Here is a 25,986-nt window from a genome sequence, read left to right as displayed (position 1 = left end):
GTGAAATCCGTCCCTCCGAGAACGAAACTGGCACGAATTTACCCGCGCTCGCTCAACCTTGCAGCAAACCCTTCGCAACGTGCGTCACCTGGATCTCGTTCGATCCGGCATAGATCATCAGGGACTTCGCGTCCCGGGCGAGCTGCTCGACCCGGTACTCCGCCATGTATCCGTTTCCTCCGAACAGCTGAACGGCTTCCATGGCGACTTCCGTCGCCGCCCGCGACGAGTACAGCTTCATCGCGGACGCCTGAGCGAGCGTCGGGGGCTTGCCCGCCTGCGCCGCCTCGATCGCCACGAAGAGCATGTTCTGAACGTTCAGCCGTGCGATCTCCATCTCGGCGAGCTTCAACTGGATCAGCTGGAACTTGGAGATCTCCTGGCCCCACAGGGTGCGCGTCTTCGCGTAGTCCAGGGACAGCCGCTGCGCCTCGTTGATGATGCCGAGCGACAGCGCGGCGATGCCGATGCGCTCCGCGGTGAACCCGGCCTTGGCGTTGGCCCCGCCGGTGCGGTCGCCGGTGTCCTCGGTCTCTCCCAGCAAACGGTCGCGCGAGACGCGCACGTCGTCGAAGAACAGCTCGCCCGTCGGCGAACTCATCATGCCCATCTTCTTGAACGGCTTGCCGAGCGTCAGACCCTCCATTCCGGCGTCGAGCACGAACGTCAAGACCTTGCGTTCGCGCATCGGCGTGCCGTCGCCCTCGTCCAGCTTGGCGAAGACGACGATCGTGTCGGCGTACGGACCGTTGGTGATGAAGGTCTTGTTGCCCTTGAGGATGTAGTCGTCGCCGTCGCGCCGCACGGTGGTCTTCATTCCGCCGAGGGCGTCGGAGCCGCTGTCGGGCTCGGTGATCGCCCACGCGCCGACCTTCTTCATGGTGACCAGGTCGGGCAGCCAGCGCTTCTTCTGCGCGAGCGTGCCGCGGCTGCGGATGGTCGACACCGTGAGCCCGAGGGAGACGCCCATCGAGGCGATGGTGCCGAGCGAGACGCCTGCCATCTCCATGTTGAGGATGAGGAACATCGAGTTCGCGAGCGACGTGGACCCTCCGCCGCCCTTGGCGACCTCGCCCGCCTCCTGCGCCGCGAGTTCTTTCTCCAGATTCTCGGCGTTCATCGAATCCATGCCGAAAGTCGACAGGAGCTTGCGGATGATGTCGTACGGCGGGAGCGTCCCGCTCTCGAGTTCCTCGACGTGAGGCCGAACCTCTTTGTCGATGAACCCGCGGACGGCGTCCTGCACCATCCGGTCTTCGTCAGACCACTCGAACATGGAACCTCCAAGGAATTGAAACGTGTTCTACTTCGACAATGACCCTAGCGCCCGGGGCCGGACGTCCACACCCCGCGGCCGGATTCACCTGCCCGATTCACTCGACGCCGACGCGCTCGCCGCCCGCACGTGGATCGGCGACGACGAGGAGCCCGTCGACCGGGCCGCGGCGACACGAGTCTGGGACGCGGCCCGTCACTGGTACTCGGGCGGCACTCAGCCCGCCGTGCAGGTGTGTGCTCGGCATCGCGGACGGATCGTCGTCGACCGAGCGATCGGATACGGGCGCACGCCGGTCGACGGAGTCACCGGCGACACGCCGTTCTGCCTGTACTCGGCGTCCAAGGTGATCGCAGCGGTCGCCGTCTGGCGGCTCATCGATCACGGGAGGCTCCGTCTCGACGACCGCATCGCCGACCTCATCCCCGGCTACGGCACGCGAGGCAAGTCGTCGACGACGGTCGATCACGTGCTGACCCACCGGGCCGGTGTGCCGTTCGCCGTCGCCGGGCTCGACGACCCGGCCCGCGCCGACGACCGCGAACACGTCCGCGCCGCCCTGTCCAGGCTGTGGGCCGTGCACCCGCCGGGACTGATGCACGTGTACCACGCGCTCACCTGGGGACCGCTGGTGCGCGAGATCGTCGAGACCGCGTCCGGCCGGCCGATCCGCGAGTACGTGGCCGACGAGATCACCGGGCCGCTCGGCCTCACGTGGACCAACTTCGGCGTCAACCCCGACCAGTTGATCGATGTGGCGCACAGCCACGTGACCGGGCCGCCCGTCGCGGCGCCGATCGACCTCGCATTCGGGCTGTCGACGGGTCGGAGCCTCGCCGACACGATCGCCGCGTCCAACACCGCCGAGTTCCTGACGAGCGCCGTCCCGTCGTCGAGCGGCGTGTCGACGGCCCGCGAACTCTCGCGCTTCGCCGAGATGCTGCTGCGGGGCGGCGAGGGCGTCGTCCGCCCCGAGACGCTGCGCCGTGCCCGTCGCCAACGCCGAGTACTGCGCCCCGACGTCGCCACCTCCGGCAGTCCACTGCGTTGGGGCACCGGATTCATGTTGGGATCCAACTACTTCGGGCCGTTCGGCCGTCGTGCACCGCACGCGTTCGGCCACACCGGGCTCACCCAGATCGCCATGTGGGCCGATCCCGCGCGCGACCTCGCCGTCGCCGTCATCAGCAGCGGCAAACCCCTCGGCGACGCCGACGGGCGCTACCGCGCGCTCATCGACACGATCGCGGCGTCGTTCGCTCCGTGATCCGAGTACGACGCCGCCAATGATCCACCGGGCTGCTACTCAATGACCGGAAACGCTAAGCATGGCGGTTGAGCTGGGCCGGAGCGTTAGCGGAGGTCCTTGTCGAAACCACCGTCACCCGGGCAGGTAGTCCGACAAGACGACCTGTTGAGTGCGCAATCGGTTCCGACAAAGGCGACGGAGGTTTCAGAGGCCGCTTCGCTAACGCACCTCGACTCCGCTCGGCACAGGCTCCGCAACCGCGCGACCACCACGAAGGCGGTCTCACAGCACTCCGCCCAGCGCTTGACCAGAGGAAACACGACAAGAACCAGGTTGTCGCCAGGATCAACCATCTAGGTGAACGTCCCTCAAACAGGTGATGGGCACCCCGATTTGTCAGAATCGTCGTACCCGACAGTTACCTTCAGAACCGCACACCCCGACTACCCAAAGGACACCACGTGACACTCCCGCCCTCCCACCAGCCCGAACCGTACAAGCCCGAACCGCCGAAGAAGAGCAAAAAATGGTGGTACATCGGCGGTGGCGTCGCGGCCGTCGTCGTCGTTGCAGCAATCGCTGGAGGCGGCGACAAGAAGACAGACGACACCACCACAGCTGCATCACCGTCGGTGACCACAGTGACCGAGCCAGCCACCACATCAGCCACAGTCGCGACGGTGTCGACACCGACGTCAGCGCCGACGAAGAAGCTGCAGATCCCTGGCGACCTCGAAGGCAAGAATGCGCAGATCGCCATCGACAAGCTCAGCGACCTCGGATTCACCAACGTCCGAACCTCATCGGTTGACCCCGCGGCGTCCGTGCCCGTGCTGCTCACCAACTGGCGCGTCACCGCGGTGGAACCCGGTGCCGGAGAAACGATCGACTCCGACTCGACTATCGTCCTGTCCGTCGTCAAGACGAACTAGCCAACGTCCTCGGGAACTGAGGGGCGCGCTCACCAGGCGCCCCTCCCCGCTGGGCCTCAGGCCCGAAGGAGATCTTGAGCCTCCGACAGTTTCTGACATGTCGTTCAATCACCCGACAACGCACGAGAACCCGGAATTGTCGTACGTACGTGCGATGCTGCGCTCATGAATCGGGGAGACGAAGCGCTGGTGGTGCCGAAGGACTGCGTCCTGTGGGCGCATCACCAGCCGTATGCGGAAACGGTCCTGGACGACTACGCCGAAGTCGATCTGGATCGATGGAATCATCGGCTCGCGGCGCGGCGCATCCCGGCACGGGTCTACGCGACCGACGCGGACGGTCGGCAGATCGAGTCGGGCATCGGCCACATCCGACGCGGCGATCTCGAGGCGTCGAGCACTCGCCTCGATCTCGGACCCGCTCCCGGGCTCAACCGGCTGTATCTGTGCGCGGCGTGGCTGCGGTCGCACTCCGGGCGTGGGGGTCTCCGCAGATTCCCCGATGTCCGCGACCCGCACGACACCGCGCACCCGTTCGACGCGATCGCGAAGGCGCTCGACGCCTGTGAGGCCATGCCGACCCTCGTCGACACGGGGGCATTCCGGAACTGGTCCGGATGGCCGGACGCGCCGGGCGTCGGACACTCGCTGATGTCGCTGTACGGGTGGGCTGTCCACGGGAGCGCACCCGACCGTCCGCAGCTGCTCGACACGTTCTCCGCGGCCAGCCTCGTGCGATACGGCTGGCTGGTGGGCGCGGGCGCGTCACAGTTCTCGGTTCGCACCTACGCGCGCTACTCGAATCTCCTGCACCGCTGGGCGGGACAGGCGGGCACCAGGGCCGAGATCGTCGAACTGTGGCTCAATCGCGACTGGCAGCGACGCCTGGACATATCGGCCCACCAAGACGCGCTGACGCTGTGGTGACCACGCTCGCCGGAACGACGTCCACCGCGAAGAACCCGCTCGCGGTGCCCGCGATCAGCGCCTGCGCCACGGGCGACGCCACGACGACGACGCCGTCGGCCTCCGGTGCAGAGGCGACGATCCGGTCGACGAACTCCACGACCGACTCCCCGCCATGCGGACACGAGGCGGGGTCGGCGAACCACTCGGCGAGTTCGGCCTGCGGCACCTCCTCGGGTGTCAGGCCCCGCCAGCGCCCGACGTCGAGGGATTCCAGCGCCGGGTCGACGAGTCCTTCGATCCCGAGGAGTGCGGCGGTCTCGCGCACCGACGTCTCCGGGCCGATCCGTGCCGGACCCATCCGTGTCGAACCGTGGTCGGGTACGACGAGCGCCGCGACATCGCGCCGTCCCCGCTCGTCGAGACATGCGACCTCGCCGCCGAACCGGACCGCTCGATTGGGAGCGGTCCGGCCCGCGACGACGATCAGCACCATCAGGCCCCGACGGACTCGAGCCGTCGCGACGCCGTGGCGGTACGACGCATCATCACCCCGATGAGGGCGACGAACCCGACGGTGAAGACCGTCCACAACAGCACCTGATTGGCGATCGCGTACACGCGGAAATCGGCCACCACCTGGCCGGGGAAGCCGGGTGCGACGATCCTGTCGCCGTCCGTCACCGGCCCCGGGATCTCCTTGAACTCCGGAAGCAGCGCGGCCGTGACAGTCACGGCCGCCAGATAGCCGACGGCGGCGGCGACGCCGCCGAACAGTCCACCGATCCGCGGCCGCAACCAGAACGCCAGGATCACGGCGCCGATCGCGAGCGCAAACGACACCAGCGTCAACGTGAGGTAGGCCCCCGACCGTGCACCGATCGTGTCCTCCTCGCCGACGGCGGGCGGATTCGGCGGGTAGACGAAGAAAGGCACACCGACGACCGCGACGAAGGACACTCCAGCGAGCGTCGCGGCGAGGGTTCTCGGGTCCGACTCGGGCCACCGCCGCCCAACGAAGGCCCAGGCCACCGTGAAGACGACGGCGAACAGCGCACCGATCGCCAATGCGAACACGACGACGCCGACGCCGGCGCCCACGTTCTCTTGAATCGAGCGGCTGAAGATCTCGGCACCGTGCTCGTGACCGGAGCCTGCCAGTTCGGCCTCCGCGTCCGACCGGACGTCCTCGTAGTCGATCGCCTTCGCCACCAGCGGTTCGATGAAGACCCGCGCGAAGACGAAGCTGACGATTCCGGCGATCAGGCCGCTGAGCAGGCCTGCGCCGACGAATTTGCGTTCCATGTTCTCTTGTTCTCCCTGCTCGATGCGATCAGTGGCAGGGGAAGCCGAGGAAGTGTCGCCCGTCGTGGACGAACTCGTGGATGTGCGTGTCGTCCCCGAAGAGCGACACCGCGCCCTGGTCGTAGCCGAGGAAGTAGTACGCGAGGGCCGCGAGGAGAACCGTGGCGGTGAGGAAGAGTGCGGTCGACGCCGCCGAGACGTCGGGCAGCGCGAGTGCGCGCGGCGCCGCGGCTGCTGATGATGCGGTCATGAGGGTCCATGTCCTGTCTCCGGATCGTGCGTCCGGTCAGTGAATATGCACACCCGGGACGATGTCTGGCTCGCCGCTCCCGTCGGGAATCGGCTCACAGTGGCGCGACCGCTTCGGACTCTCACCGAATTCCCGCACCGGGATCTGCGCAGCGTACCCCGCCGTCACGAACGGATGTGTCGGGGGCATGGGATTCAATGGAGGCGTGCCCACACCCGCAGCGGTACTTCGACGCATGCAGCCGGCGACCCGCGAATGGTTCACCGGAGCCTTCGCCGCGCCCACCCCCGTGCAGCTCGGCGCGTGGGACTCCATCTCGAAGGGCGACGACACGCTGGTCGTCGCCCCCACCGGATCGGGTAAGACCCTCGCCGCGTTCCTGTGGGCGATCGACACTCTGACGCAGCACACGGGCACCCGCACGGGCGTCAGCGTCCTCTACATCTCGCCGTTGAAGGCGCTCGGCGTCGACGTCGAGCGGAACCTCGCCGCACCGCTCACCGGCATCGCGCACACCGCCGCTCGGATGGGTCTCGAACCGCCGCGCGTGACGGTCGGCGTGCGGTCGGGCGACACGTCCGCGGCCGATCGCCGTGCGCTCGCGAAGACGCCTCCGGACATCCTGATCACCACACCGGAGTCGCTGTACCTGATGTTGACGTCGTCGGCCCGCGAGACCCTGACCTCGGTCCACACGGTGATCGTCGACGAGGTGCACGCCGTCGCGTCCACCAAACGCGGCACCCACCTCGCCCTGTCGCTGGAACGATTGGACGACCTCCTCGACGAACGGGCCCAGCGGATCGGCCTGTCGGCCACGGTCCGGCCGGAGGAACGGGTCGCCGAGTTCCTGTCGGGTTCGGCGTCGTGCACGGTCGTCAAACCCCGAGCGGCGAAGACGTTCGACCTGCGCGTGGACGTCCCCGTCGACGACATGACGAACATCCCGGCTCCGCCGTCGGCCGACCTCGACGGACTCGACGACGCCTTCTCCCCGACCGCCGGATCGCTGTGGCCGTTCATCGAGGAGTCGATCGTCGACGAGATCGAGGCCAACCGGTCGACGATCGTCTTCGCCAACTCCCGCCGGTTGGCCGAACGCCTGACCGCCAGGCTCAACGAGATCGCGGCCGCCCGCGCGGGCGACGCGGTCGACCTCGACATGATGAACCCACAGGTCCCCGGCGGCATGCCGTCGATGGTGTCGACGTCGGGGACCGCGGGCGGCGCCGCGCACGTCCTGGCACGTGCGCACCACGGATCGGTCAGCAAGGACCAACGCGCATCGATCGAGGACGACCTGAAATCGGGCCGACTCCGGTGCGTGGTCGCCACGAGCTCACTCGAACTCGGCATCGACATGGGTGCGGTCGACCTGGTGATCCAGGTGGAGGCCCCGCCGTCGGTCGCCTCCGGGCTGCAGCGGATCGGCCGCGCCGGGCATCAGGTCGGCGAGATCAGCAATGGCGTGCTCTACCCGAAGCACCGGACCGACCTGATCCACTGCACCGTCACCGTCGACCGGATGGTCCAGGGGAAGATCGAATCGCTGTCGGTGCCCGCCAATCCCCTCGACATCCTGGCGCAACAGACGATCGCCGCGGCCGCCGCGCACGACGTGGACGTCGACGACTGGTTCGACACCGTCCGCCGCGCGATGCCGTACAAGAGCCTCACGCGCGACGTGTACGACGCGGTCCTCGACCTGATCTCCGGCCGCTACCCGTCCGACGAGTTCGCCGAACTGCGCCCGCGCGTCGACTACGACCGCTCGACGGGCGTCCTGACCGCGCGGCGCGGCACCCTCCGACTGGCCGTCACGTCGGGCGGGACCATCCCCGACCGCGGTCTGTTCGGGGTGTTCCTGGCCGGCTCGTCATCCCCGGATCCCGGAGCCGCGTCCTCTGATCCCCGAGCGGTTCCCGAGCGCAGTCGAGGGGCACAGTCGAGGGGACAGCTCCGCCGAGTCGGCGAACTCGACGAGGAGATGGTCTACGAGTCGCGGGTCGGCGACGTCTTCGCGCTCGGCGCGTCGAGTTGGCGGATCGAGGAGATCACCCACGACCGCGTGCTCGTCTCCCCCGCCTTCGGACAGCCCGGACGTCTCCCGTTCTGGATCGGCGACGCCCAGGGCAGGCCGGCCGAACTCGGCGAGGCGATCGGCAGATTCGTCGGCCAGGCGTCCGACGAACGGCTCGCCGCGCAGGCCGAGCGCCTCGGGCTGTCCGAACGCGCCCGGGCCAATCTGTCGGCGCTGCTCGCCGAGCAACGCGAGGCGACCGGAGCCCTCCCGACCGACCGGACGCTGATCGTCGAACGGTTCCGCGACGAACTCGGCGATTGGCGACTCGTCCTGCACTCCCCGTACGGTCTGCGGGTCCACGCCCCGTGGGCGTCGGCGATCGCATCCCAACTGTCCACGCGTCTCGGACTCGACGGCGCGACCACCGCGACCGACGACGGGATCATCGTCCGACTCCCCGACACCGACGACGCCCCACCCGGCGCCGAGGTGTTCACCGTCGACCCGGACGCCGTCGAAGACCTGGTCACGAGGGCTCTCGCGGAGTCGTCGATGTTCGCGTCCCGATTCCGCGAATGCGCGGCGAGGGCGCTGCTCCTGCCGCGTCGCGATCCGGGCAGGCGGGCGCCCCTGTGGCAGCAGCGGCAACGCAGCGCGCAACTGCTGTCGGTCGCATCGCAGTTCCCCGACTTCCCGATCATCCTCGAGACCGTCCGCGAATGCCTGTCCGACGTCTACGACCTGCCCGCGCTGATCGACCTGCTGTCGCGCATCGCATCGCGCAAGGTCAGGGTGGCCGAAGTCGAGACCGCATCGCCGTCGCCGTTCGCGGCGTCGATGCTTCTCGGCTACGTCGGTGCCTTCATGTACGACGACGACGCACCGCTCGCCGAACGTCGGGCCACCGCGTTGTCGCTGGACACGGCGCTGCTCGCCCAACTGCTCGGCCGCGTCGACCTGCGAGAGCTGCTCGATCCCGGAGTGATCGCCGACGTCGTCGCACGGCTGCAGCGAACCGCCCCCGAGCGCCGAGCCCGGGACACCGAGGACGTCGGCGACCTCCTCCGTTGGCTCGGCCCGCTCACCGCCGACCAGATCGCCCGACGCTGCACGGACGATGTCGACCCGGCGTCGGCCGTGCGGTCGCTCCTCGACTCGGGTCGGGCCATCGAGATCCGGCACCGCGGCCGCGATCTGGTCGCGATCGTCGACGACGCCGCCCGACTACGCGACGGCCTCGGCGTCCCGCTGCCGCTCGGCGTGCCCGCCGATCACCTCGTGGGCGTCCCCGACCCGATCGGCGATCTGGTCCACCGCTTCGCGCGCACCCACGGTCCGTTCACCGCGGACGCCGTCGTCGACGCGCTCGGCATGGCGCCCGCCGTCGTCGACACGGCCCTCGAGGCGCTGGCGTCGCGCCGACTCGTCATCGAGGGCGAATTCCTCCAGTCCGACGGACCGCACCGGTCGCAGTGGTGTCACGCCGACGTCCTCGGCCAGCTTCGGCGCGGTTCACTCGCCGCGGGCCGAGCCGACGTCGAACCGGTGTCGCCGCAGGTCTACGCCCGTTTCCTGCTGGAATGGCAGCATCTGTCCGGGCCGTCCCGGCTGCACGGGACGGCCGGTGTCGCCGAGGTGATCGAACAGCTCGCCGGTCACCCGATTCCGGCGTCCGCATGGGAGACGCTCGTCCTCCCGGCCAGGGTGTCGGACTACACGCCGGCGATGCTCGACGAACTCCTCTCGTCGGGTGAGGTCTGCTGGTCGGGGCACGGAGCGATCGGCGGCAGCGACGGATGGGTGGCGTTGCATCTCGCCGACGCCGCGCCGCTCACGCTGCGCGCGCCCGACGATCTCGAGACCACGGCCCTCCACGACGCGCTCCTCGACGCGCTCGACGGCGGAGCCCTGCGTGCCGCCGCGCTCCTGGAGGCGACGGGCGCGGACGAGCCGACGGTCACCGCCGCGCTGTGGGAACTCGTGTGGTCCGGACGCGTCACCAACGACTCGTTCACCGTGATCCGGGCCGCGCTGAGCCCGTCCCGGTCGTCGTCGGCCCCCGCCCATCGCACGCGCGGGCGGGTGCCGCGTCTGCGGTCGGCACGGCTGTCGTCGCGGTACCTCGCCGGCGTCGACGCCGGAACCCGCACGTCGCCACTGCTCGGCGGGCGGTGGTCGGCCCTGCGACGCCCCGTCGTCGACCCGACCGCCGAGGCCGCCGCCACCTGCGAGATCCTGCTCGACAGGTACGGCGTCGTCACCAAGGGGTCGGTGACGATCAGCGACGTCGACGGCGGGTTCTCGCGCGTCTACAAGGCTCTCACCGTGTTCGAGGACGGCGGTCAGGTACGCCGCGGGTACTACGTCGACGGTCTCGGCGGGGCGCAGTTCGCGGCGGGCTCGACGGTCGACCGTCTCCGCGACGCGATCCGGGTGCCTCGTGACCGGCAGTCGGAGGCGGTTCTGCTCGCCGCGACCGACCCGGCGAACCCGTACGGCGCGGCGCTCGACTGGCCGTCGACTCCCGACGGCCACCGGCCCGGCCGCAAGGCCGGCGCGGTTGTCGTGCTCGTGTCCGGAGCCTTGACGGCGTTCGTCGAACGCGGCGGCAAGACGGTGTTGACGTTCACCGACGACGCCGAAGCGTTGCACTCGGCGGCCGTCGCGGTGGCGGAGGCGGTCCGCGCGGGCCGGGTGCCGCGTATCCACATCGACCAGGTGGACCAGCAGCCCGTCATGGCGACGACCTTCGGGGTGGGACTGGCCGACGCGGGATTCGCGTCGACGCCGCGCGGACTGCGGATGAACTACGACCCAAGGATGGGATGACAGTGCCCGAAGGCGACACCGTTTTCGCTCTAGCGCGCCGACTCGGCACGGTGCTGACTGGTGCGACACTCACCCGCACCGATTTCCGGGTACCGCGATGGGCGCTCACCGACCTGTCCGGCGGACGTGTGACGGCCGTGCGATCGGTCGGAAAACACCTGTTCATCGACGTCGAACGACCTTCGGGGACGCCCGTGTCGATCCACTCCCATCTCAAGATGGAGGGGACGTGGGACGTCTATCGCACGGGGACCGCATGGCGACGTCCCGGACACGCGGCACGGGTGGTGCTGCACGCGGGCGACACCGAAGCCGTCGGCTTCGACCTCGGGACACTCGAAGTGCTCGACGACCCGTCGACCGCCGTCGCCCACCTCGGTCCGGATCTGCTCGGCGACGACTGGGACCCCGCCGCGGCGGTGTCGAATCTCGCCGCGCACCCGGACGTCCCGATCGGCGTGGCACTCCTGGACCAGCGGCTGTTGGCAGGCGTCGGCAACATCTACCGGAGCGAGGTGTGCTTTCTCCGGCGGATCTCGCCGACGACGCGGACCGGCGACGTCGACCTCCCCGCCGTGGTCGACACGTGCCGGACTCTGCTGTGGGCCAATCGCGCACGCCCCGTCCGGTGCACCACCGGAGTCATGGTCAAGGGCAAGGAACTGTGGGTGTACGGCCGCGACCGTCGCCCCTGCCGCCGGTGCGGCACCGCCATCGTCCGATCCGATCTCGACAGCCGCGCCACGTACACCTGCCCCACCTGTCAGCCCTGACCGGCTCGACTCACTGCTCGGCGGCGGTGTAGACGACCTTCTTCACCGGAGTCAGCGTCGGCATCGACGTCCCGTCGGTCTCCAACGCCTTCCAGGTGCCGCCCGACTTGTCGAACATCAGACCATCGTCGTCGCGTCTGACGAGGAAGGAGTTCACCGATCCCTTCGTGCAGGAGTGCGTCCAGCTGTAGCCCTCGGGCGGCACCGGCCAGGATCCGCCGCTCCGCACCGTGCATTCGGCACCGCTGGCGAGCGTGACCTTCCACGGCCCCGGGTTCTGAGTGGGTGCGGGTGTCGCGATCATGTCCTGCGAGACCGAAAACGGGCTGAGCACGGGATCGTTCGGGTCCTTGGAGCAGAGGACTATCGTCTTGTCCGCAACCCAACATGCGGCCCAACTGTCTGCGTTCGAGGTCCCGCATCGGTACACACCTTTGGTGAGCGCGCCTGCACCGACCTCGCACCAGCCGTTGCCGATGAACGAACCCACGAGGTACGGGTGACGCCGGAACCCGTTGATCGCTTCTCCCCGCTTGTTCACCGCGATGAGTTTCACGACTTCCGTGTCGCCGGTCGACTCGTCGGTTCCGGCGGTGGCGCCCGGCAGGCATCCGCACAGGACGACGGTGGTCACGGTCCCGTCCGCCACCTTTCCCGATCCGCCGCCGTAGCCGATGCGGTAGCCCGTTCCGGCCTTCTCGTCGGCGACGAACACGGCCACACCGCCCTCGTCGGACCGGGGTTCGCCGTACAGTTCCACCGCGCGCGAGCCCGGAGTTCCCGCGGCGACACCGTCGATGGTGACGCCCGCGCTGCCAGGCGGGCTGCCGGGAGCGATCTCGATGAGCTTTCCCGCGGCGTCGAAGACGTACTCGCAGTCCTTCCAGACGTACACGGTGCGGTCGCCGTCTCGACGACCTTGGCTCGGGAAGTCGGCGTGACCGCTGCGGACGTCGGCCAGCGTCGCACCGATCTCGATGCCGTCGCGCGACGTGGTCGACAGCCTGGTCGCCGCGTCGCGCGAATTCTGCACCGCGGACAGTCGTGCGTTGAGCTGTGCCGCGTTGTCCGCGGTGACGAACGCCCCGCCGCCCGCGTCGGCGATGCACTGCAGCGACGGATGGTCCGTGCGGAATCCGACGGCGCTGATCAGCAGGTCAGGTCGGTCGGTGTGGATGTCGCGGGCGGTGTCGCAGGGGTCGGGCGCACAGGTGGACCGTCCATCCGACACGAGGACGATCGATGCCGCCGAGCCTCGCGGGATCTGATCGGCCGCCGAACGCAGGGCGTTCGCGATCGGCGTGAAGCCCCGCGCGTGCAGACCGTTCAGGGCCGTGGTCAGCGCGGCCCCGTCCAACGGTGCCAGCGGTACGGGCGTGGTGACATCGGTGCATCCGCGGGCCCGCTTGGTCGACCTCGCATCCATCTGCGACCCGAAGGCGACGACGCCGAATCGCGTTCCCGAGGGCAGCGACCCGGCGAGGGTCTGCACAGCACTCCGGGCGGCGTCGATCCGTGGACCGGGTGCGTCTGCGGTGTTCATCGAGTCGGATGCGTCGAGGACGACGACCGTCGGCACCGGACGCGGTCCCGCTGTCGACGTCTCGCCCGCCTTCACCGCCGTTCCGTCCCGGGTGCCCGTCGAGCATCCGGCGACCATCAGGCACACCACGAGGACGGCTGCGACAGATATCGGCTTCACGGGCTCGACCGTAGGACGGCCCGCACACGCGCACGCCGATTCCGGCCGGAAATCATGTATTCGGTTCATGCGCGAGTCGACGACGCTCCGCCGATCGACCCGGCGCGGAGGCGACCAAGGTCCCTCGTCGGACGGACCGTCCGGTCCGACAATGAAGTCATGAGCACCGACGACGTGGCAGTGATGACGACAGACGACGCATGGAGGCTCCTGGACGGCTGCGTGTTCGGTCGTCTCGGGGTGTCGGTGCACGACGACCCCGACATCTTCCCGGTGAACGTGCACGTCGACGCCTCGGCCCGCACGATCCTCCTGCGGACCGCGGAGGGCACGAAGCTGTCGTCACTCGCGGTGAACGAGCGCGTGGTGTTCGAGACCGACGCGTTCACCAGCCGTGTCGGCTGGAGCGTGATCGCCAAGGGTCGTGCCCGTGTGCTCGTCGGAACCGACGAGATCCTGCGCGCCGATCAGGCGCCGCTGCAGCCGTGGATCCCGACCCTGAAAACCCAGTACGTCGAGATCACTGTCGACCGGATCAGCGGTCGACGGTTCGCCATCGGGCCCGAGCCCGAGCGAATCGTCTCCTGAGCGCGGAACGTTGGTGACGTTGTCCGGTCCTCCTCCGGACAACGTCACCAACGTTGTGAGCCGTGTCAGTCCGGGACCGGGACCGGCTCGAGGATCTCGCGCCGGGCCTCGGGTGCGGCGGCCCGGAGGGCGTCGGCGGACGCATCGTCGGGCTGGCGCTGCGACGCGATCTCGGCCTCGACGCGCGCGATGTAGTTCTCGACCTCCCAGGTGGTGGTCGCCTCGTCCCAGCCGAGGATCGGGGCGATGAGGTCGGCCACCTCCCTGGCGCAGTCGACGCCTCGATGGCTGTACTCGATCGCGATCCGCGTCCGACGAGCGAGGACGTCCTCCAGATGCAGGGCGCCCTCGGCCGCCACCGCGTAGACGACCTCGGCCCGCAGGTACTGCGGTGCGGCCTCCAGCGGCCGGAGCAGCGACGGGTCGACGTCGGCGTCGTGGAGGACGTCGTCGAGCATCGAACCGTACCGGTTGAGCAGTCGCCTGATGCGGTACGGATGCAGCTCGAACCGTTGACCGAGCGACTCGCACTGGTTGATCAGCGCGAAGTAGCCGTCGGCGCCCATCAGCGGGACGCGTTCGGTGATCGACGACGCGACGCGCGACGGCAGGTAGTCGGTGCACGCGTCGACGGCGTCGGCGCCCATCACCCGGTAGGTGGTGTACTTGCCGCCCGCGATGGAGACCAGCCCGGGGGCGACGACGGCGACAGCGTGCTCGCGCGACAGCGTCGACGTGCCCTCGTCCTCGCCCGCGAGCAGCGGGCGCAGTCCGGCGTAGACGCCCTCGATGTCGTCGTGGGTCAGCTTGGTGACGAGTTCGGTGTTGACGCGGTCGAGGATGTAGTCGATGTCTTTGCGGGTGGCCGCGGGGTGCGCGAGGTCGAGATTCCAGTCGGTGTCGGTGGTGCCGATGATCCAGTGCGTCTCCCACGGGATGACGAACAGCACCGAGCTGGCCGTGCGCAGGATGATCGCGGTCTCACTGACGATGCGGTCGCGCGGGACGACGATGTGCACGCCCTTCGACGCGCGGACCGTGAAGTGTCCTCGCTGCTTGGACAAGGCCTGCACCTCGTCGGTCCACACTCCGGCCGCGTTGATGACGCAGTGTGCCCGGATCGCCGTGGTGTCACCGGTCTCGCTGTCGCGGACCTTCACGCCCATCACCCGGTCGGCCTCGGTGAGGAAGCCGATCGCCTGGGTCGAGGTGCGGATCACGGCGCCGTAGTTCGACGCGGTGCGGGCGAGGGTCAGGCTGTGCCGGGCGTCGTCGACGACGGTGTCGTAGTAGCGGATGCCGCCGATGAGGGCGCTGCGCTTGAGCCCGGGGGCCACGCGCAGCGCACCGGCGCGTGAGACGTGACGCTGACCGGGGACCGACTTCGCTCCGCCCATCCGGTCGTAGAGGAACAGCCCTGCCGCCATGTACGGACGCTCCCAGAATCGCCTGGTCAGCGGCGCGAGGAACGGCAGCGGCTTCACCAGGTGCGGGGCGAGCAGACGCAGCGAGAGCTCGCGTTCGCGAAGTGCTTCGCGGACGAGCCCGAACTCGAACTGCTCCAGGTATCGCAGGCCGCCGTGGAACATCTTCGACGATCGGCTCGACGTGCCGGATGCGATGTCGCGGGCTTCGACGAGTGCGACGCGCAGCCCTCGGGTGGCCGCGTCGAGGGCCGCGCCGACGCCGACGACTCCGCCGCCGATGACGACGATGTCGAACTGCTCCTCGCCGAGTCGTCGCCAGGCTTCGGCTCGATACGCGGGGCTGAGATCGGCGGGCCGGTCCGGGTTGAACTCGCTGTCCATGAGCGAGAGCCTACCGGAGAGTAACTGTATGTGACATGGCACACTGACGGCGTGAGTTCACGCGGGCAGTACGTCGTCTCGATCGATCAGGGCACCACTTCCACACGCGCGATGGTCTTCGACCGCGCGGGCAATGTCGTGGCGAGTGAGCAGCTCGAACACCAGCAGATCTTCCCGCGCGCGGGCTGGGTGGAGCACGACCCGATGGAGATCTGGCGCAACACCAGGCGCGTCGCGGCGTCGACGCTGGCGGCCGTGGAGCTCCTGCCCGGCGACATCGTCGCCTGCGGCATCACCAACCAGCGGGAGACGACCGTCGTGTGGGACCGCGCGACCGGTGAGCCCGTCTACAACGCCATCGTCTGGCAGGACACGCGCACCGATGCGATCTGCCAGGAGCTGGCGCAGGACGGCGGCGTCGACCGCTACCGGAGCCGCACCGGGCTGCCGTTGGCGGCCTACTTCGCCGGTCCGAAGGTGCGGTGGATCCTCGACAACGTCGACGGGGCCCGCGACCGGGCGGACCGGGGTGAGCTCGCATTCGGCACGATCGACTCGTGGCTGGCCTGGAACATGACCGGCGGCCCCAACGGCGGACTCCACGTCACCGACGTCACCAACGCGTCCCGAACGCTCCTGATGAACCTCTCCACCCTGCAGTGGGACGACGAGATCTGCGCGGAGATCGGCGTCCCGACGTCGATGCTCCCGGAGATCCGAAGCAGCTCCGAGGTGATCGCCCCCCTGCGGCAGGAGGGCGCGCTGCCCGGTGTTCCGCTCGCGGGCATCCTCGGCGATCAGCAGGCCGCCATGTTCGGCCAGGCCTGCCTGGAACCGGGCGAGGCGAAGAACACCTACGGCACCGGCAACTTCCTGCTGCTCAACACCGGTACCGAACCCGTCTACTCGGACCACGGTCTGCTGACGACCGTCTGCTACCGCCTGGACGGCGAACCCGCCCGCTACGCGCTCGAAGGCTCGATCGCCGTCACCGGCTCACTGGTCCAGTGGCTCCGCGACAACCTCGGCCTCATCTCGAACGCGGCCGAGGTCGAGGAACTCGCGCGCCGGGCCGACGACAACGGCGGCGTGTACTTCGTCCCCGCGTTCTCCGGACTGTTCGCACCGCGGTGGCGGGCCGATGCGCGCGGTGTCATCGTCGGGCTCACCCGGTTCGCCAACCGCGATCACATCGCACGAGCCGTCCTGGAGGCCGTCGCGTTCCAGACCCGCGAGGTGATCGAGGCGATGGAGGCCGACTCCGGCGTCCACCTGCACACCCTCAAGGTCGACGGCGGCATGGTCCTGAACGAACTCCTGATGCAGTTCCAGTCCGACATCCTCGCCGTCCCCGTGGTCCGACCCGTCGTCAACGAGACGACCGCCCTCGGCGCCGCCTACGCCGCGGGTCTCGCGGTCGGGTACTGGGAGTCGACCGACGACATCCGCGCGAACTGGGCCGAGGGCGCCCGATGGGAGCCGTCCATGTCCGACGATGACCGCGCTCGCCTGTACGCGGGCTGGAACAAGGCCGTGGAACACAGCTTCGACCTCGCCTGACCTCACCCTCGCACCCCCTCTCAAGGCACCCCCGAGCGGTCCTTTCCGACCCTCGAGCGGAGTCGAGGGCCTTGACATACAACCAAATGGTTGTACATTTGAGTCATGACCGAGGACGACGAGGACAGGGCCGACGCACTGTTCCACGCCCTCTCCGACCGGACACGACGGGACATCCTCCGCCGAGTCCTCGCCGGCGAGCACTCGGTCAGCGCCCTGGCGGAGAAGTACGACATGAGCTTCGCCGCGGTGCAGAAACACGTCGCCGTGCTCGAGAAGGCCGGGCTGCTGACCAAGCGGCGCGACGGTCGCCAGCAATTGGCGTCGGGCGATGTGAAAGCTGTGCGGTCGGTGGCGTCCATGCTCGCCGACATCGAACAGATCTGGCGCGGCCGGATCTCCCGGATCGACGATCTTCTCGCAACCGACCCCTGACCACCCCGTTCTCCAGAGGAGCCATCATGCCCGTCATCTCAGCCACCCCCGACCTCGACAACCTCACGCTGACGATCACCGCCGAGTTCGCAGCTCCGGTCGACCGCGTCTGGCAGATCTACGCCGACCCGCGTCAGCTCGAGCAGATCTGGGGCCCGCCGACCTACCCGGCGACGTTCGTCGACTTCGAGTTCGCTCCCGGCGGCCAGGCCCGCTACTTCATGACGTCCCCCGAGGGCGAGAAGTTCGGCGGCTGGTGGAAGTTCACCGCGATCGACCCGACGTCGTCGCTCGCCTTCGACGACGGCTTCGCCGACGCCGATCTGAATCCCGTCGACGGCATGCCCGTGTCGACGAACCTGTTCGAGTTCACGGCGATCGACACCGGCACACGCGCGGTGTACACGTCGACCTACGCGTCGGCGGCCGACCTGGACAAGGTCCTGGAGATGGGCGTCGTCGAGGGCGCGTCGCTGTCGATCAACCAGATCGACGCATTCCTCGCGGCCTGACTCAGGGTGTGTCGAGTGGGCGGCCGGACCTCACCCACGAGGTGATCCCCCCGTCCACTCGACGCGCGGTGCGGCCCGCCGCGATCAGGACGGTCACGGCGTCGGCCGACGCCACGCAGTACGGCCCCGAACAGTAGGCGATCACGTCACCGTCGGCCGGCAGCTCGCCGATGCGCTCATCGAGGTCCGCGACGGGGATCGACACGGCTCCCGGCACGTGCCCACGCGCGTAGTCGTCCGCGGACCGGACGTCGATCAGCACGATGTCGCCGGACTCCATCAGGTCGTCGAGTTCGTCGACGTCGACGAGCTCGAGTGCGGCAGGATGCTCGTGCATCGACGCGAGGTGATCGCGCAGATCGGCCAGCGACGTCTTCGCGTAGTCGGCGAAAGCGCCGAGGAACTGGGACGTCGCGGGTCCGGCGACGCGATAGTGCACACGTGTCCCGTCTCGGCGGGCGTGCACGAGCTGGGCCGCTCGAAGCTGCTGCAGTTGCGCGGACGTGTTCTTGACCGGTGTCCCGGTCGCCTCGGCGAGTTCGTCGACCGTGTGCTCCCCCAGTTCGAGCCGGTCGAGCAGGCGGAGGCGGAGCGGGTTCGACAGCGCCTTCCCGATGCGGGCCAGCTGCCGATAGACGTCGTCGTCGGTCATGCGTCGACCTTCTCCGAACGCCACGCGCGGGCGGCCGCGAACTCGCGGAAGGCGACGACGACCGCCAGCAGCGCGATCGCCGCGAACCCGAATCCGAGGATGCGCGCCGACGACACGATGTCGTCTCCGCCGAGGGACACGAGCACCCCGGCGAGCGCCGAACCGAACGCGTTGGCGATCAGCTGACTCGTGTTGAGTCCGGCCGACGCCTGGGTCGCCTCGGCGTCGTCGGTGCTGACGCGCATGCCCGCGGTGAACCAGTGCGCCATCGCCATGCCGATGCCGCAACCCGCGACGAGGAGCGCGATGTACCAGCCCGCGATCACCGGGCCGGACGGGTCGGCGAGTTGCAGGAGGGCGTAGACGCCGAGGCCGCCGCCGAGGACGATCGGCCCCGCGACCCGCACCACGCGGCGCATCCTGTCGGTGTCGACACCGCTCGACCAGATCGACGCGATGGTCCATCCCCAGGAGATCGCGGCCCCGAGGAAGCCCGCGGCGAGCGGCGACAGGCCGCCGATCCGCTGGCCGAACAGCGGGATGAACGTCTCGACCGTCGAGACCACCGCCAGCACGATGATCGACAGGTAGATCCACCTCAGCGGCGACCGCCCGCTGTACGTCATCGCGGGCAGCACGCTGTCGGGAGCGGACCGCTCGTAGACGATGAACGCCGCGGCCGTCAGTGCGGCGACGCCGAGCAGGACGACCATCGCGACGCCGTCGACGATCGACGCGACGCTGACCGCGGCGGCCGTCGACGTCAGAAGCGCCAACGAGATCCACGGGACCGGATCTGCGGCGGAGTCCTCACCGCCACGCGACGGCAATGCGCGAAAGGTCAGCGCGACGAGAGCGAGCGAGATGGCCGCCAACAGTACGAACGCGCCGCGCCACAGGCCGAGCTGGGCGAAGAATCCGCCGACGACGGGACCGATCACGTTGCCGACACCCCACATCGCCGACATCAGCGCGATCGCCCGCTGCCACAGGTGCGCGGGCAGTACCGTTCTGACCACGGCGAAGCCGAGACCGGCGAGCAGTCCGGCCGCCAGGCCCTGCAGTCCTCGTCCCACGAGCATCACGACCATCGTGGGCGACGCCGCGGCCACGACGGTTCCCGCGGCGAATCCGAGGAATCCCGCCGAGTACGACGCCCGTGCCCCGAATCTCGCCAACGAGCGACTGACGAGCATCGACGAGATCACCGATGCGACGAGGAACACCGTCATCGTCCACGAGTAGAGCTCCTCGCCGCCGATGTCCGACACCGCGTTCGGCAGCAGACTCGTCGTCAGATAGACGTTGGTCGCGTACAGCGCCACGCCGCCGGCCATCACGATCACCGATGCGCGATGCTCGCGGCCCAGCAGCTCACCCCAAGAACTCATATTCTAAAGAATATTGGAATAGGTCGATGGGGTCTAATCGGCCGTCGAAGTACCGGTCGGGGCGACCGAGGATTCGGCAGGGACCTACGTCGTCACCGTGAATCACCATCTGGACATCAGACCCGAGGCGTGCCTCAGCCTTCTTCAGGCGAGGCACGCGAGCGACCACCGGGAGCCCAACATTATCGAACACATAGTCTAGGTCATTGTGATATGAAACATAGTGAACTAGAATGGTAGCAACGATAGAACCAGACAGTCGGCGAAGGAGGTGGACAACATGTCGGACATCGAGCTCCCCGACAATCCTCTCGAACTCGCTCAACTGCGCGATCAGGTCACGCAGAAACTCGCCGCGGCGTCCCTGGCCGGGCTGTCCGACCGGGAACTGCTCGCCGCCTCCGACGTCAATGAGCGGTCCAACCGTCGCGGTGTCGGTGTGGATGCCCGGCTGTTCGCCGAGATCTCCCAGCGCGGTGCGTACCGTCTTGCCGGGTCACAGATGCCCGGCAAGTACCTCGAAGGTCAACTCCGGCTGTCGGCGCGGGCCCGCAAACAGCGCACCGACGCCGCATTGAGCCTGAGCTCGCTGGTCGCCTTCTCCGGCGAACCACTCGACCCGACACTCCCGGCCACCGCGGACGCCGTCTCCGACGGTGACCTGTCCCTCGACCATGTTGCGGAGATCGTCGACGTTATGGACGCGATCCCGGCGGCGGTTCCCGCCGAGGTGAAGGCCCGCGCCGAAGCAGAGTTGGCCGGGGTGGCGCGGACGCTGACTCCCGAACAGACCCGGACCGCTGGCAAGCGGATTCTCGCTCACCTCGATCCCGACGGGGAGTTGACCGACGACACCGACCGAGCCCGCACCCGCGGAGTCACCCTCGCCCCGCAGGATCGGCGACTCATGTCGGCGATCAGCGCGAAGCTGACCCCGGCGGCCCGCGCCAAGCTTGAGGCACTGCTCGTATTGTGGGCGGCACCGGGGATGAACAATCCCGACGACGAGCAGTCCCCGTCCGGATCATCGGCCAATGTCGACCCCGACGCCCTCTCTGCGGCCGCCGAACGGGACACTCGTTCGCAGTCGCAGCGCAATCACGATGCGCTGGAGGCGATGTGGACGTTCCTCATCGCCAACGGCGGCCTCGGCGAAGGCACCTCACTGTCGTCACAACTCGTGGTGACCGCATCGCTGGACGACCTCGAAGCTCGTACCGGTGTCGCGACCACCGCCACCGGCACGCGTCTACCGGTCAAGGATCTCGTCGAGATCGCCGGCGATGCGACGCCGTGGTTGGAAGTGTTCGCCAACGCCTCAGCACAGATTCTCTATCTCGGCCGCGGCAAGCGCCTCGCCTCCAGGGCCCAACGGCTCGCACTGTTCGGTCGTGACCGCGGCTGCACCGCGCCCGGATGCACTGTCCCGTGGTCGCGGACCCAGGCCCATCACATGCCGGACTGGCAAGACGGCGGTCCGACCGATGTGGACCACCTCGGCGGGGCGTGCGGCGGCCACAACAGGTCGGTCTCGACCACACCCGGTGGATGGGAGACCACCATCCTGCAGACCGGGCCCTTCACAGGCCGGGTCGGATGGCGGCCCACCGGCTCGAACGAGCCGTGGAAGGTCAACCACGCGTTGCAGCCGGAGAAGATCCTCCCCACGTACGGCGATCGGGTCACCGAGTCCGGATCGGCCGTCGAAAAGTGGCTGTCCTGCCGGATTCCGGCCCCGCCACCGGGTCCGCCCGTCCCGCCGGGGACGGACGTGGTGCGGTACCCCGCCTGACAAGGTCAGGCGGGGACACCGTCGTGCGCTCACTCCGCCCGTCGTACTGTCCGGCGTCTCAACCCTTCGGTTCGGACAGAACGACACTCCACTCGACGAGCAGGGCGGGAGCGTCGGGCACGCATCGTCAGTCCAGGTCGTCGTGCCGGACGAGTTGACGAGCGGCCTCGGCGACCGATCCCGACAGCGACGGATAGACGGAGAACGTGTTCGCGACCTCGGACACCTGCAGCTTGTTCTCGACGGCGAGCGCGATCGGCAGGATCAGTTCCGACGCGTTCGGCGCGACGACGACTCCGCCGATGACGACGCCGGTCGCCGGTCGGCAGAAGATCTTGATGAAACCGCGGCGCAGGCCGCTCATCTTGGCGCGCGGGTTGGTCTTGAGCGGGAGCATCACGGTGCGCGCCGGGTACTCGCCCGCGTCGATCGCCTTCTGCGAGACGCCGACGTTGGCGATCTCGGGGCGGGTGAAGATCGCCGAGGCCACCGTCTTCAGCCGCAGCGGGCTGACGCCTTCGCCGAGCGAGTGGTACATCGCGATTCGCCCCTGCATGGCCGCGACGGACGCGAGCGGAAGCAGGCCGGTGCAGTCGCCCGCGGCGTAGACGCCGGGGACCGAGGTCCGCGACACGCGGTCCACCGTGATGTACCCACCCCGGTCGACGGCCACTCCCGCGTCGTCGAGGCCGAGGCCCTCGGTGTTGGGGACCGATCCGACCGTCATCAGGACGTGCGAGCCGACGACCTTCGTGCCGTCGGCGAGGTGGACGGTCGCCGTCGTCTCATCGGAGGTCACCTCGTCGGCGCGCGCATGCTTGATGAGGGTGACGCCGCGCTCGGAGAACGCGTCTTCAAGCACCAGTGCCGCGTCCTCGTCCTCGTGCGGCAGGACACGATCGCGGCTGGACACGAGCGTCACCTTGACGCCGAGTTCGGTGTAGGCGTGGGCGAACTCCGCGCCGGTCACGCCCGATCCGACGATGATCAGATGCTCGGGCAGCTCGGTGAGGTCGTACAGCTGACGCCAGTTCAGGATCCGGACCCCGTCCGGGACCGCGGAGGCGAGCACACGCGGCGACGCTCCGGTCGCGATCAGGACGACGTCGGCCTCGAACTCCTGCTCCGCACCGTCCGGCAGGGTGGCGACGACGGTGTGTGCTCCGACGCCGGACCGCGTGGCGGCGAGCCGCGCCCGGCCGGACACGATCTTCACGCCCTCGCTCGTGAGGCGGGCGCGAATGTCGGCGGACTGGGCGAACGCGAGGTCCTTCACACGCTGGTGAATGCGGGGAAGGTCGATCTGGGACGCGTCGACCTGCACGTGGACGCCGAGGTCGCGCGCGCGTCGGACGTCCGTGCGGATGCCGGTGGACGCGATGAACGTCTTCGACGGGACGCAGTCCCACAGGACGCACGCGCCGCCGGGGCCGTCCGAATCGATCATCGTGATGTCGGCGCCGTACGCCGCGCCCGCGAGGGCCGCCTCGTACCCCGCCGGACCCGATCCGATGATGACGATTCTGGACACAGTTGCACACTCCTGGACATGTGAGACGGATTGACCACTCAAACTTAGCCGGGTCACGGTTCCGCCGCATCGCGGAACCGAATAGGCTGACCGCGTGCCCATCTACGCCGCGTACGCCTCGAACATGGATCCTGCGCAGATGTTGCAGCGCGCGCCGCACTCCCCCATGCACTCCACCGGGTGGCTGTGCGGTTGGCGGCTCACATTCGCAGGCGACGACATCGGCTGGGAGGGCTCGCTGGCGACCGTCACTGAGGACCGCGACGACGTCGACGCCCGCGTCTTCGTCGTCCTCTACGACGTCCCCGACGAGGACGAACGCAACCTCGACCAGTGGGAGGGCACCGAACTCGGGGTCCACCGCAAGATCCGCGCACGCGTGGACACCGCGGACGGCGCCGTGCTGGCCTGGTTGTACGTCATCGACGGATACGAAGGCGGTCTGCCCTCGGCCCGCTACCTCGGGGTGATGGCCGACGCGGCCGAAGTCGCGGGCGCGCCGGCCGACTACGTCCAACGGCTCCGCCTCCACGAGGCCCGCAACGTGGGTCCCGGCCCCGCGGCGCCGCTCGACGACGACTGACGGGCGGACGTTCAGGACCCGAGGACGGCTCCGGCGAGGGTCGCGATACCGACGGAGAGGGCTCGCTCGTCGATGTCGAAGTTCGGCTGATGCAGATCGCACATCGGTCCGGAGCCGCTCCACACGCCGAGGCGGGCCATCGCGCCGGGAACCTTCTCCAGGTACCACGCGAAGTCCTCGCCGCCGGGCGACTGCGGGGTGTCGACGTCGGCGTCCGGTCCGATGGCGTCCACCGCGTGCCGCAGGATCTGCACGCTGTCCGCGTCGTTGACGACGGGCGGCACCCCGCGGAAGTAGGTGATGTCGCATGCCACTCCGAGCGGCGCGGCGATCTCGCCGATCACGCTCCGCACCAGCGGCTCCAACAACTGCCACGTCTCGTGATCGCCGGTGCGGACGGTGCCGCGCATGCGGCCCTCCTGCGGGATCGCGTTCGGCGCGTTCCCCGAATGCACCGAACCCCACGCCATGACGGTGCCCGACCGCGGGTCGACGCGCCGTGACAGGATGCCGGGCAGACCGGTGATGATGGCGCCCATCGCGTAGACCAGGTCGCTCGTCAGGTGCGGGCGGGAACTGTGACCGCCCGGCCCGTGCAGGTGGACCTCGACGCGATCGGCCGCCGACGTGAGCGGTCCGGTCCGCAGGCCGACGGTTCCGACCTGCAGGTGCGGGTCGCAGTGCAGGGCGAAGATCCGGCTGAGGCCGTCGGTGACACCCGCGTCGATCGCGTCCAGCGCGCCGCCCGGCATCACCTCCTCCGCCGCCTGGAACAGCAGCCGCACGCCGACCTTCAGGTCGCCCGCCTTGTCGATCTCATCGAGCAGCAGTCCGACGCCGAGCAGGATCGCGGCGTGCGCGTCGTGACCGCACGAATGGGAGACGCCCTCGTTGCGCGACGCGAACGGCAGCCCGGTCTGCTCGGGGACGGGCAGCCCGTCCAGGTCGGCGCGCAGCCCGATCCGCGGGGCGTCGGACGGCCCGAGATCACAGACCACGCCCGTGCCCTTGGGAAGCACCGTCGGGTGCAGTCCGGCGTCCGAGAGGATGCGGACCACGGTCGCGGTCGTCTTCGTCTCGGCCATCGACAACTCCGGCGACGCATGGATCTCGCGGCGCCAGGCGATCACCCGATCGGCGTTGGCGGCGAGCCACTGCTCGATGACGGGAAGCATTACAGGAGAGTCCCCGGGGTCGGGGTCGCGAGATCCTCGAGCAGCGGAAGACGCAGGCCGCGCTTGATGACGCCCTGGTTGTCGCCGACCAGCGCCGAACGGGTGCGAGCGACCTCGCGGGCGCGTTCGAGCAGGGCGTCGGCGGCGACGGCCTCGTCGACGATGCCCGCGGCTACCGCGTCGTCGCCGCCGTATCGGCGGCTCGTCAGCATCGCCTCGGTCGCGGAGGCGTCCGGAACGCGAGTGCGCACCAGCGACGCCATGCCACGCGTGAACGGCATGTTGAGCGCAGCCTCGGGCAGCGACCAGAAGCCGCGGTCGTTGCGCATGATCCGGTGATCGGCGCACAGCGCGAGCATCGCGCCCGCACCGAACGCGTGGCCGTTGATCGCCACGATCACGGGCGCGGGCACGGTCAGCACCTTCGCGTACAGCGCGTGCACGGTGTCCAGGTACGCGGGCAGCTCGCCCGCATTGGCGAAGACGTAGTCGGTGTCGAGGCCGTTCGTGAAGAACTTGCCGGTAGCCGAGATGATCAGCGGCTTGCTCGCGGCGATCGCCTCGTCGATGAGCGCGGTCACTGCGGACATCCAGTCGACGCCGAACCGATTCTCGGGGTTCGCCTCGTCCAGTTCGACGCCCTCGGCGCCCAGGTAGAGCTCGGCTGCGTCGTCGGTCACGTTCAAGTACGGCATAGCTGAAAACCATATCTTA

At 68.9% G+C, this 25,986-nt stretch carries 22 protein-coding genes and 1 riboswitch; of the genes, 11 read left to right on the top strand and 11 right to left on the bottom strand.

Annotated features, from left to right (window positions below; all coding sequences use genetic code 11):
* Positions 1–52: 52 nt before the first annotated feature.
* Positions 53–1,276 (bottom strand): acyl-CoA dehydrogenase family protein, encoded by a 1,224-nt coding sequence (locus GYB83_RS12225; protein WP_161895788.1) that lies wholly within the window; start codon positions 1,274–1,276, stop codon positions 53–55.
* Between the two features lie 22 nt (positions 1,277–1,298).
* Between GYB83_RS12225 and GYB83_RS12220 the strand changes: the two genes are divergently transcribed.
* The 3 genes from GYB83_RS12220 to GYB83_RS12210 all read left to right on the top strand — a co-directional run bounded on the left by GYB83_RS12220 (position 1,299) and on the right by GYB83_RS12210 (position 4,384).
* Entirely contained in the window at positions 1,299–2,543 is a 1,245-nt protein-coding gene (locus GYB83_RS12220) for a serine hydrolase domain-containing protein (RefSeq protein WP_161895787.1), read from the top strand.
* A 443-nt stretch (positions 2,544–2,986) separates the two neighbouring features.
* Positions 2,987–3,457: a PASTA domain-containing protein gene (locus GYB83_RS12215; protein ID WP_161895786.1), complete on the top strand. Its 471-nt coding sequence runs from the start codon at positions 2,987–2,989 to the stop codon at positions 3,455–3,457.
* A 165-nt stretch (positions 3,458–3,622) separates the two neighbouring features.
* The gene (locus tag GYB83_RS12210) at positions 3,623–4,384 is read left to right on the top strand and encodes an 8-oxoguanine DNA glycosylase OGG fold protein (protein ID WP_161895785.1); all 762 of its coding nucleotides are present in this window, start codon (positions 3,623–3,625) and stop codon (positions 4,382–4,384) included.
* On the opposite strand, the gene GYB83_RS12205 is transcribed toward GYB83_RS12210, so the two are convergent.
* Genes GYB83_RS12205 through GYB83_RS12195 form a run of 3 tightly spaced genes read right to left on the bottom strand, consistent with a single transcriptional unit; the run spans position 4,320 to position 5,918 of the window.
* Positions 4,320–4,859 carry a histidine phosphatase family protein gene (locus tag GYB83_RS12205; RefSeq protein ID WP_308469555.1) on the bottom strand — a complete coding sequence of 180 codons (540 nt, stop codon included), beginning with the start codon at positions 4,857–4,859 and terminating at the stop codon, positions 4,320–4,322. The genes GYB83_RS12210 and GYB83_RS12205 overlap by 65 nt on opposite strands.
* Positions 4,859–5,668 (bottom strand): CbtA family protein, encoded by an 810-nt coding sequence (locus GYB83_RS12200; protein ID WP_161895784.1) that lies wholly within the window; start codon positions 5,666–5,668, stop codon positions 4,859–4,861. Before GYB83_RS12200 ends, GYB83_RS12205 begins: the two co-directional genes overlap by 1 nt.
* Before the next feature lie 28 nt (positions 5,669–5,696).
* Positions 5,697–5,918 (bottom strand): CbtB domain-containing protein, encoded by a 222-nt coding sequence (locus GYB83_RS12195; RefSeq protein ID WP_161895783.1) that lies wholly within the window; start codon positions 5,916–5,918, stop codon positions 5,697–5,699.
* A 39-nt stretch (positions 5,919–5,957) separates the two neighbouring features.
* Positions 5,958–6,075, bottom strand: a riboswitch (cobalamin riboswitch).
* Positions 6,076–6,153: 78 nt separating this feature from the next.
* Between GYB83_RS12195 and GYB83_RS12190 the strand changes: the two genes are divergently transcribed.
* On the top strand, positions 6,154–10,770 hold the full coding sequence (locus GYB83_RS12190) for an ATP-dependent helicase (RefSeq protein ID WP_186349840.1): 4,617 nt from the start codon (positions 6,154–6,156) through the stop codon (positions 10,768–10,770).
* Positions 10,771–10,772: 2 nt separating this feature from the next.
* A complete protein-coding gene (locus GYB83_RS12185) occupies positions 10,773–11,543 on the top strand; it encodes a DNA-formamidopyrimidine glycosylase family protein (protein ID WP_161897485.1) in 771 nt (256 codons plus the stop codon).
* A gap of 10 nt (positions 11,544–11,553) precedes the next feature.
* Here the strand turns inward: GYB83_RS12185 and GYB83_RS12180 are convergent, their stop codons facing one another.
* Entirely contained in the window at positions 11,554–13,245 is a 1,692-nt protein-coding gene (locus GYB83_RS12180; protein ID WP_161895781.1) for a vWA domain-containing protein, read from the bottom strand.
* A gap of 159 nt (positions 13,246–13,404) precedes the next feature.
* Here GYB83_RS12180 and GYB83_RS12175 point away from each other — a divergent pair, with 159 nt between their 5' ends.
* Positions 13,405–13,833 (top strand): pyridoxamine 5'-phosphate oxidase family protein, encoded by a 429-nt coding sequence (locus GYB83_RS12175; protein ID WP_161895780.1) that lies wholly within the window; start codon positions 13,405–13,407, stop codon positions 13,831–13,833.
* A gap of 65 nt (positions 13,834–13,898) precedes the next feature.
* Here GYB83_RS12175 and GYB83_RS12170 read toward each other — a convergent pair whose 3' ends face one another.
* Positions 13,899–15,641, bottom strand: coding sequence for a glycerol-3-phosphate dehydrogenase/oxidase (locus tag GYB83_RS12170; RefSeq protein ID WP_161895779.1), 1,743 nt, complete (start codon positions 15,639–15,641; stop codon positions 13,899–13,901).
* Positions 15,642–15,692: 51 nt separating this feature from the next.
* Here GYB83_RS12170 and glpK point away from each other — a divergent pair, with 51 nt between their 5' ends.
* The 3 genes from glpK to GYB83_RS12155 all read left to right on the top strand — a co-directional run bounded on the left by glpK (position 15,693) and on the right by GYB83_RS12155 (position 18,148).
* Entirely contained in the window at positions 15,693–17,201 is a 1,509-nt protein-coding gene (gene glpK / locus GYB83_RS12165) for a glycerol kinase GlpK (RefSeq protein ID WP_161895778.1), read from the top strand.
* Between the two features lie 105 nt (positions 17,202–17,306).
* Positions 17,307–17,636: an ArsR/SmtB family transcription factor gene (locus tag GYB83_RS12160; RefSeq protein ID WP_161895777.1), complete on the top strand. Its 330-nt coding sequence runs from the start codon at positions 17,307–17,309 to the stop codon at positions 17,634–17,636.
* A gap of 26 nt (positions 17,637–17,662) precedes the next feature.
* Positions 17,663–18,148: an SRPBCC family protein gene (locus GYB83_RS12155; protein WP_161895776.1), complete on the top strand. Its 486-nt coding sequence runs from the start codon at positions 17,663–17,665 to the stop codon at positions 18,146–18,148.
* Position 18,149: 1 nt separating this feature from the next.
* Here the strand turns inward: GYB83_RS12155 and GYB83_RS12150 are convergent, their stop codons facing one another.
* Positions 18,150–18,800: an ArsR/SmtB family transcription factor gene (locus GYB83_RS12150; RefSeq protein WP_161895775.1), complete on the bottom strand. Its 651-nt coding sequence runs from the start codon at positions 18,798–18,800 to the stop codon at positions 18,150–18,152.
* On the bottom strand, positions 18,797–20,191 hold the full coding sequence (locus tag GYB83_RS12145; RefSeq protein ID WP_161895774.1) for an MFS transporter: 1,395 nt from the start codon (positions 20,189–20,191) through the stop codon (positions 18,797–18,799). The genes GYB83_RS12150 and GYB83_RS12145 overlap by 4 nt, the downstream gene beginning before the upstream one ends.
* Before the next feature lie 280 nt (positions 20,192–20,471).
* On the opposite strand from GYB83_RS12145, the gene GYB83_RS12140 reads away from it, so the two are divergent.
* Positions 20,472–21,983: an HNH endonuclease signature motif containing protein gene (locus GYB83_RS12140; RefSeq protein WP_161895773.1), complete on the top strand. Its 1,512-nt coding sequence runs from the start codon at positions 20,472–20,474 to the stop codon at positions 21,981–21,983.
* A gap of 127 nt (positions 21,984–22,110) precedes the next feature.
* Here the strand turns inward: GYB83_RS12140 and GYB83_RS12135 are convergent, their stop codons facing one another.
* A complete protein-coding gene (locus tag GYB83_RS12135) occupies positions 22,111–23,514 on the bottom strand; it encodes an NAD(P)H-quinone dehydrogenase (RefSeq protein WP_161895772.1) in 1,404 nt (467 codons plus the stop codon).
* A 94-nt stretch (positions 23,515–23,608) separates the two neighbouring features.
* Between GYB83_RS12135 and GYB83_RS12130 the strand changes: the two genes are divergently transcribed.
* Positions 23,609–24,097, top strand: a complete 489-nt coding sequence (locus GYB83_RS12130; RefSeq protein ID WP_161895771.1) for a gamma-glutamylcyclotransferase family protein — start codon at positions 23,609–23,611, stop codon at positions 24,095–24,097.
* Positions 24,098–24,108: 11 nt separating this feature from the next.
* Here the strand turns inward: GYB83_RS12130 and GYB83_RS12125 are convergent, their stop codons facing one another.
* Both GYB83_RS12125 and GYB83_RS12120 read right to left on the bottom strand, forming a co-directional pair.
* Positions 24,109–25,272 carry an amidohydrolase gene (locus tag GYB83_RS12125; protein ID WP_161895770.1) on the bottom strand — a complete coding sequence of 388 codons (1,164 nt, stop codon included), beginning with the start codon at positions 25,270–25,272 and terminating at the stop codon, positions 24,109–24,111.
* Complete coding sequence (locus tag GYB83_RS12120; RefSeq protein WP_161895769.1) at positions 25,272–25,967, bottom strand: enoyl-CoA hydratase/isomerase family protein; 696 nt, start codon at positions 25,965–25,967, stop codon at positions 25,272–25,274. Before GYB83_RS12120 ends, GYB83_RS12125 begins: the two co-directional genes overlap by 1 nt.
* Positions 25,968–25,986 lie beyond the last annotated feature (19 nt).

The organism is Gordonia spumicola (assembly GCF_009932475.1).
GTDB lineage: Bacteria > Actinomycetota > Actinomycetes > Mycobacteriales > Mycobacteriaceae > Gordonia > Gordonia spumicola.
Note: the sequence above shows the minus strand (reverse complement) of the source record. Positions and strands in the feature narration are given on the sequence as shown.

Coding starts and splice junctions, on each gene's coding strand:
- GYB83_RS12175 (WP_161895780.1), top strand. CDS start 13,405: ATGAGCACCGACGACGTGGCAGTGATGACGACAGACGACGCATGGAGG.
- GYB83_RS12160 (WP_161895777.1), top strand. CDS start 17,307: ATGACCGAGGACGACGAGGACAGGGCCGACGCACTGTTCCACGCCCTC.
- GYB83_RS12120 (WP_161895769.1), bottom strand. CDS start 25,967: ATGCCGTACTTGAACGTGACCGACGACGCAGCCGAGCTCTACCTGGGC.
- GYB83_RS12125 (WP_161895770.1), bottom strand. CDS start 25,272: ATGCTTCCCGTCATCGAGCAGTGGCTCGCCGCCAACGCCGATCGGGTG.
- GYB83_RS12140 (WP_161895773.1), top strand. CDS start 20,472: ATGTCGGACATCGAGCTCCCCGACAATCCTCTCGAACTCGCTCAACTG.
- GYB83_RS12155 (WP_161895776.1), top strand. CDS start 17,663: ATGCCCGTCATCTCAGCCACCCCCGACCTCGACAACCTCACGCTGACG.
- GYB83_RS12190 (WP_186349840.1), top strand. CDS start 6,154: ATGCAGCCGGCGACCCGCGAATGGTTCACCGGAGCCTTCGCCGCGCCC.
- GYB83_RS12150 (WP_161895775.1), bottom strand. CDS start 18,800: ATGACCGACGACGACGTCTATCGGCAGCTGGCCCGCATCGGGAAGGCG.
- GYB83_RS12170 (WP_161895779.1), bottom strand. CDS start 15,641: ATGGACAGCGAGTTCAACCCGGACCGGCCCGCCGATCTCAGCCCCGCG.
- GYB83_RS12195 (WP_161895783.1), bottom strand. CDS start 5,918: ATGACCGCATCATCAGCAGCCGCGGCGCCGCGCGCACTCGCGCTGCCC.
- GYB83_RS12210 (WP_161895785.1), top strand. CDS start 3,623: ATGAATCGGGGAGACGAAGCGCTGGTGGTGCCGAAGGACTGCGTCCTG.
- GYB83_RS12225 (WP_161895788.1), bottom strand. CDS start 1,276: ATGTTCGAGTGGTCTGACGAAGACCGGATGGTGCAGGACGCCGTCCGC.
- GYB83_RS12200 (WP_161895784.1), bottom strand. CDS start 5,668: ATGGAACGCAAATTCGTCGGCGCAGGCCTGCTCAGCGGCCTGATCGCC.
- GYB83_RS12205 (WP_308469555.1), bottom strand. CDS start 4,859: ATGGTGCTGATCGTCGTCGCGGGCCGGACCGCTCCCAATCGAGCGGTC.
- GYB83_RS12145 (WP_161895774.1), bottom strand. CDS start 20,191: ATGAGTTCTTGGGGTGAGCTGCTGGGCCGCGAGCATCGCGCATCGGTG.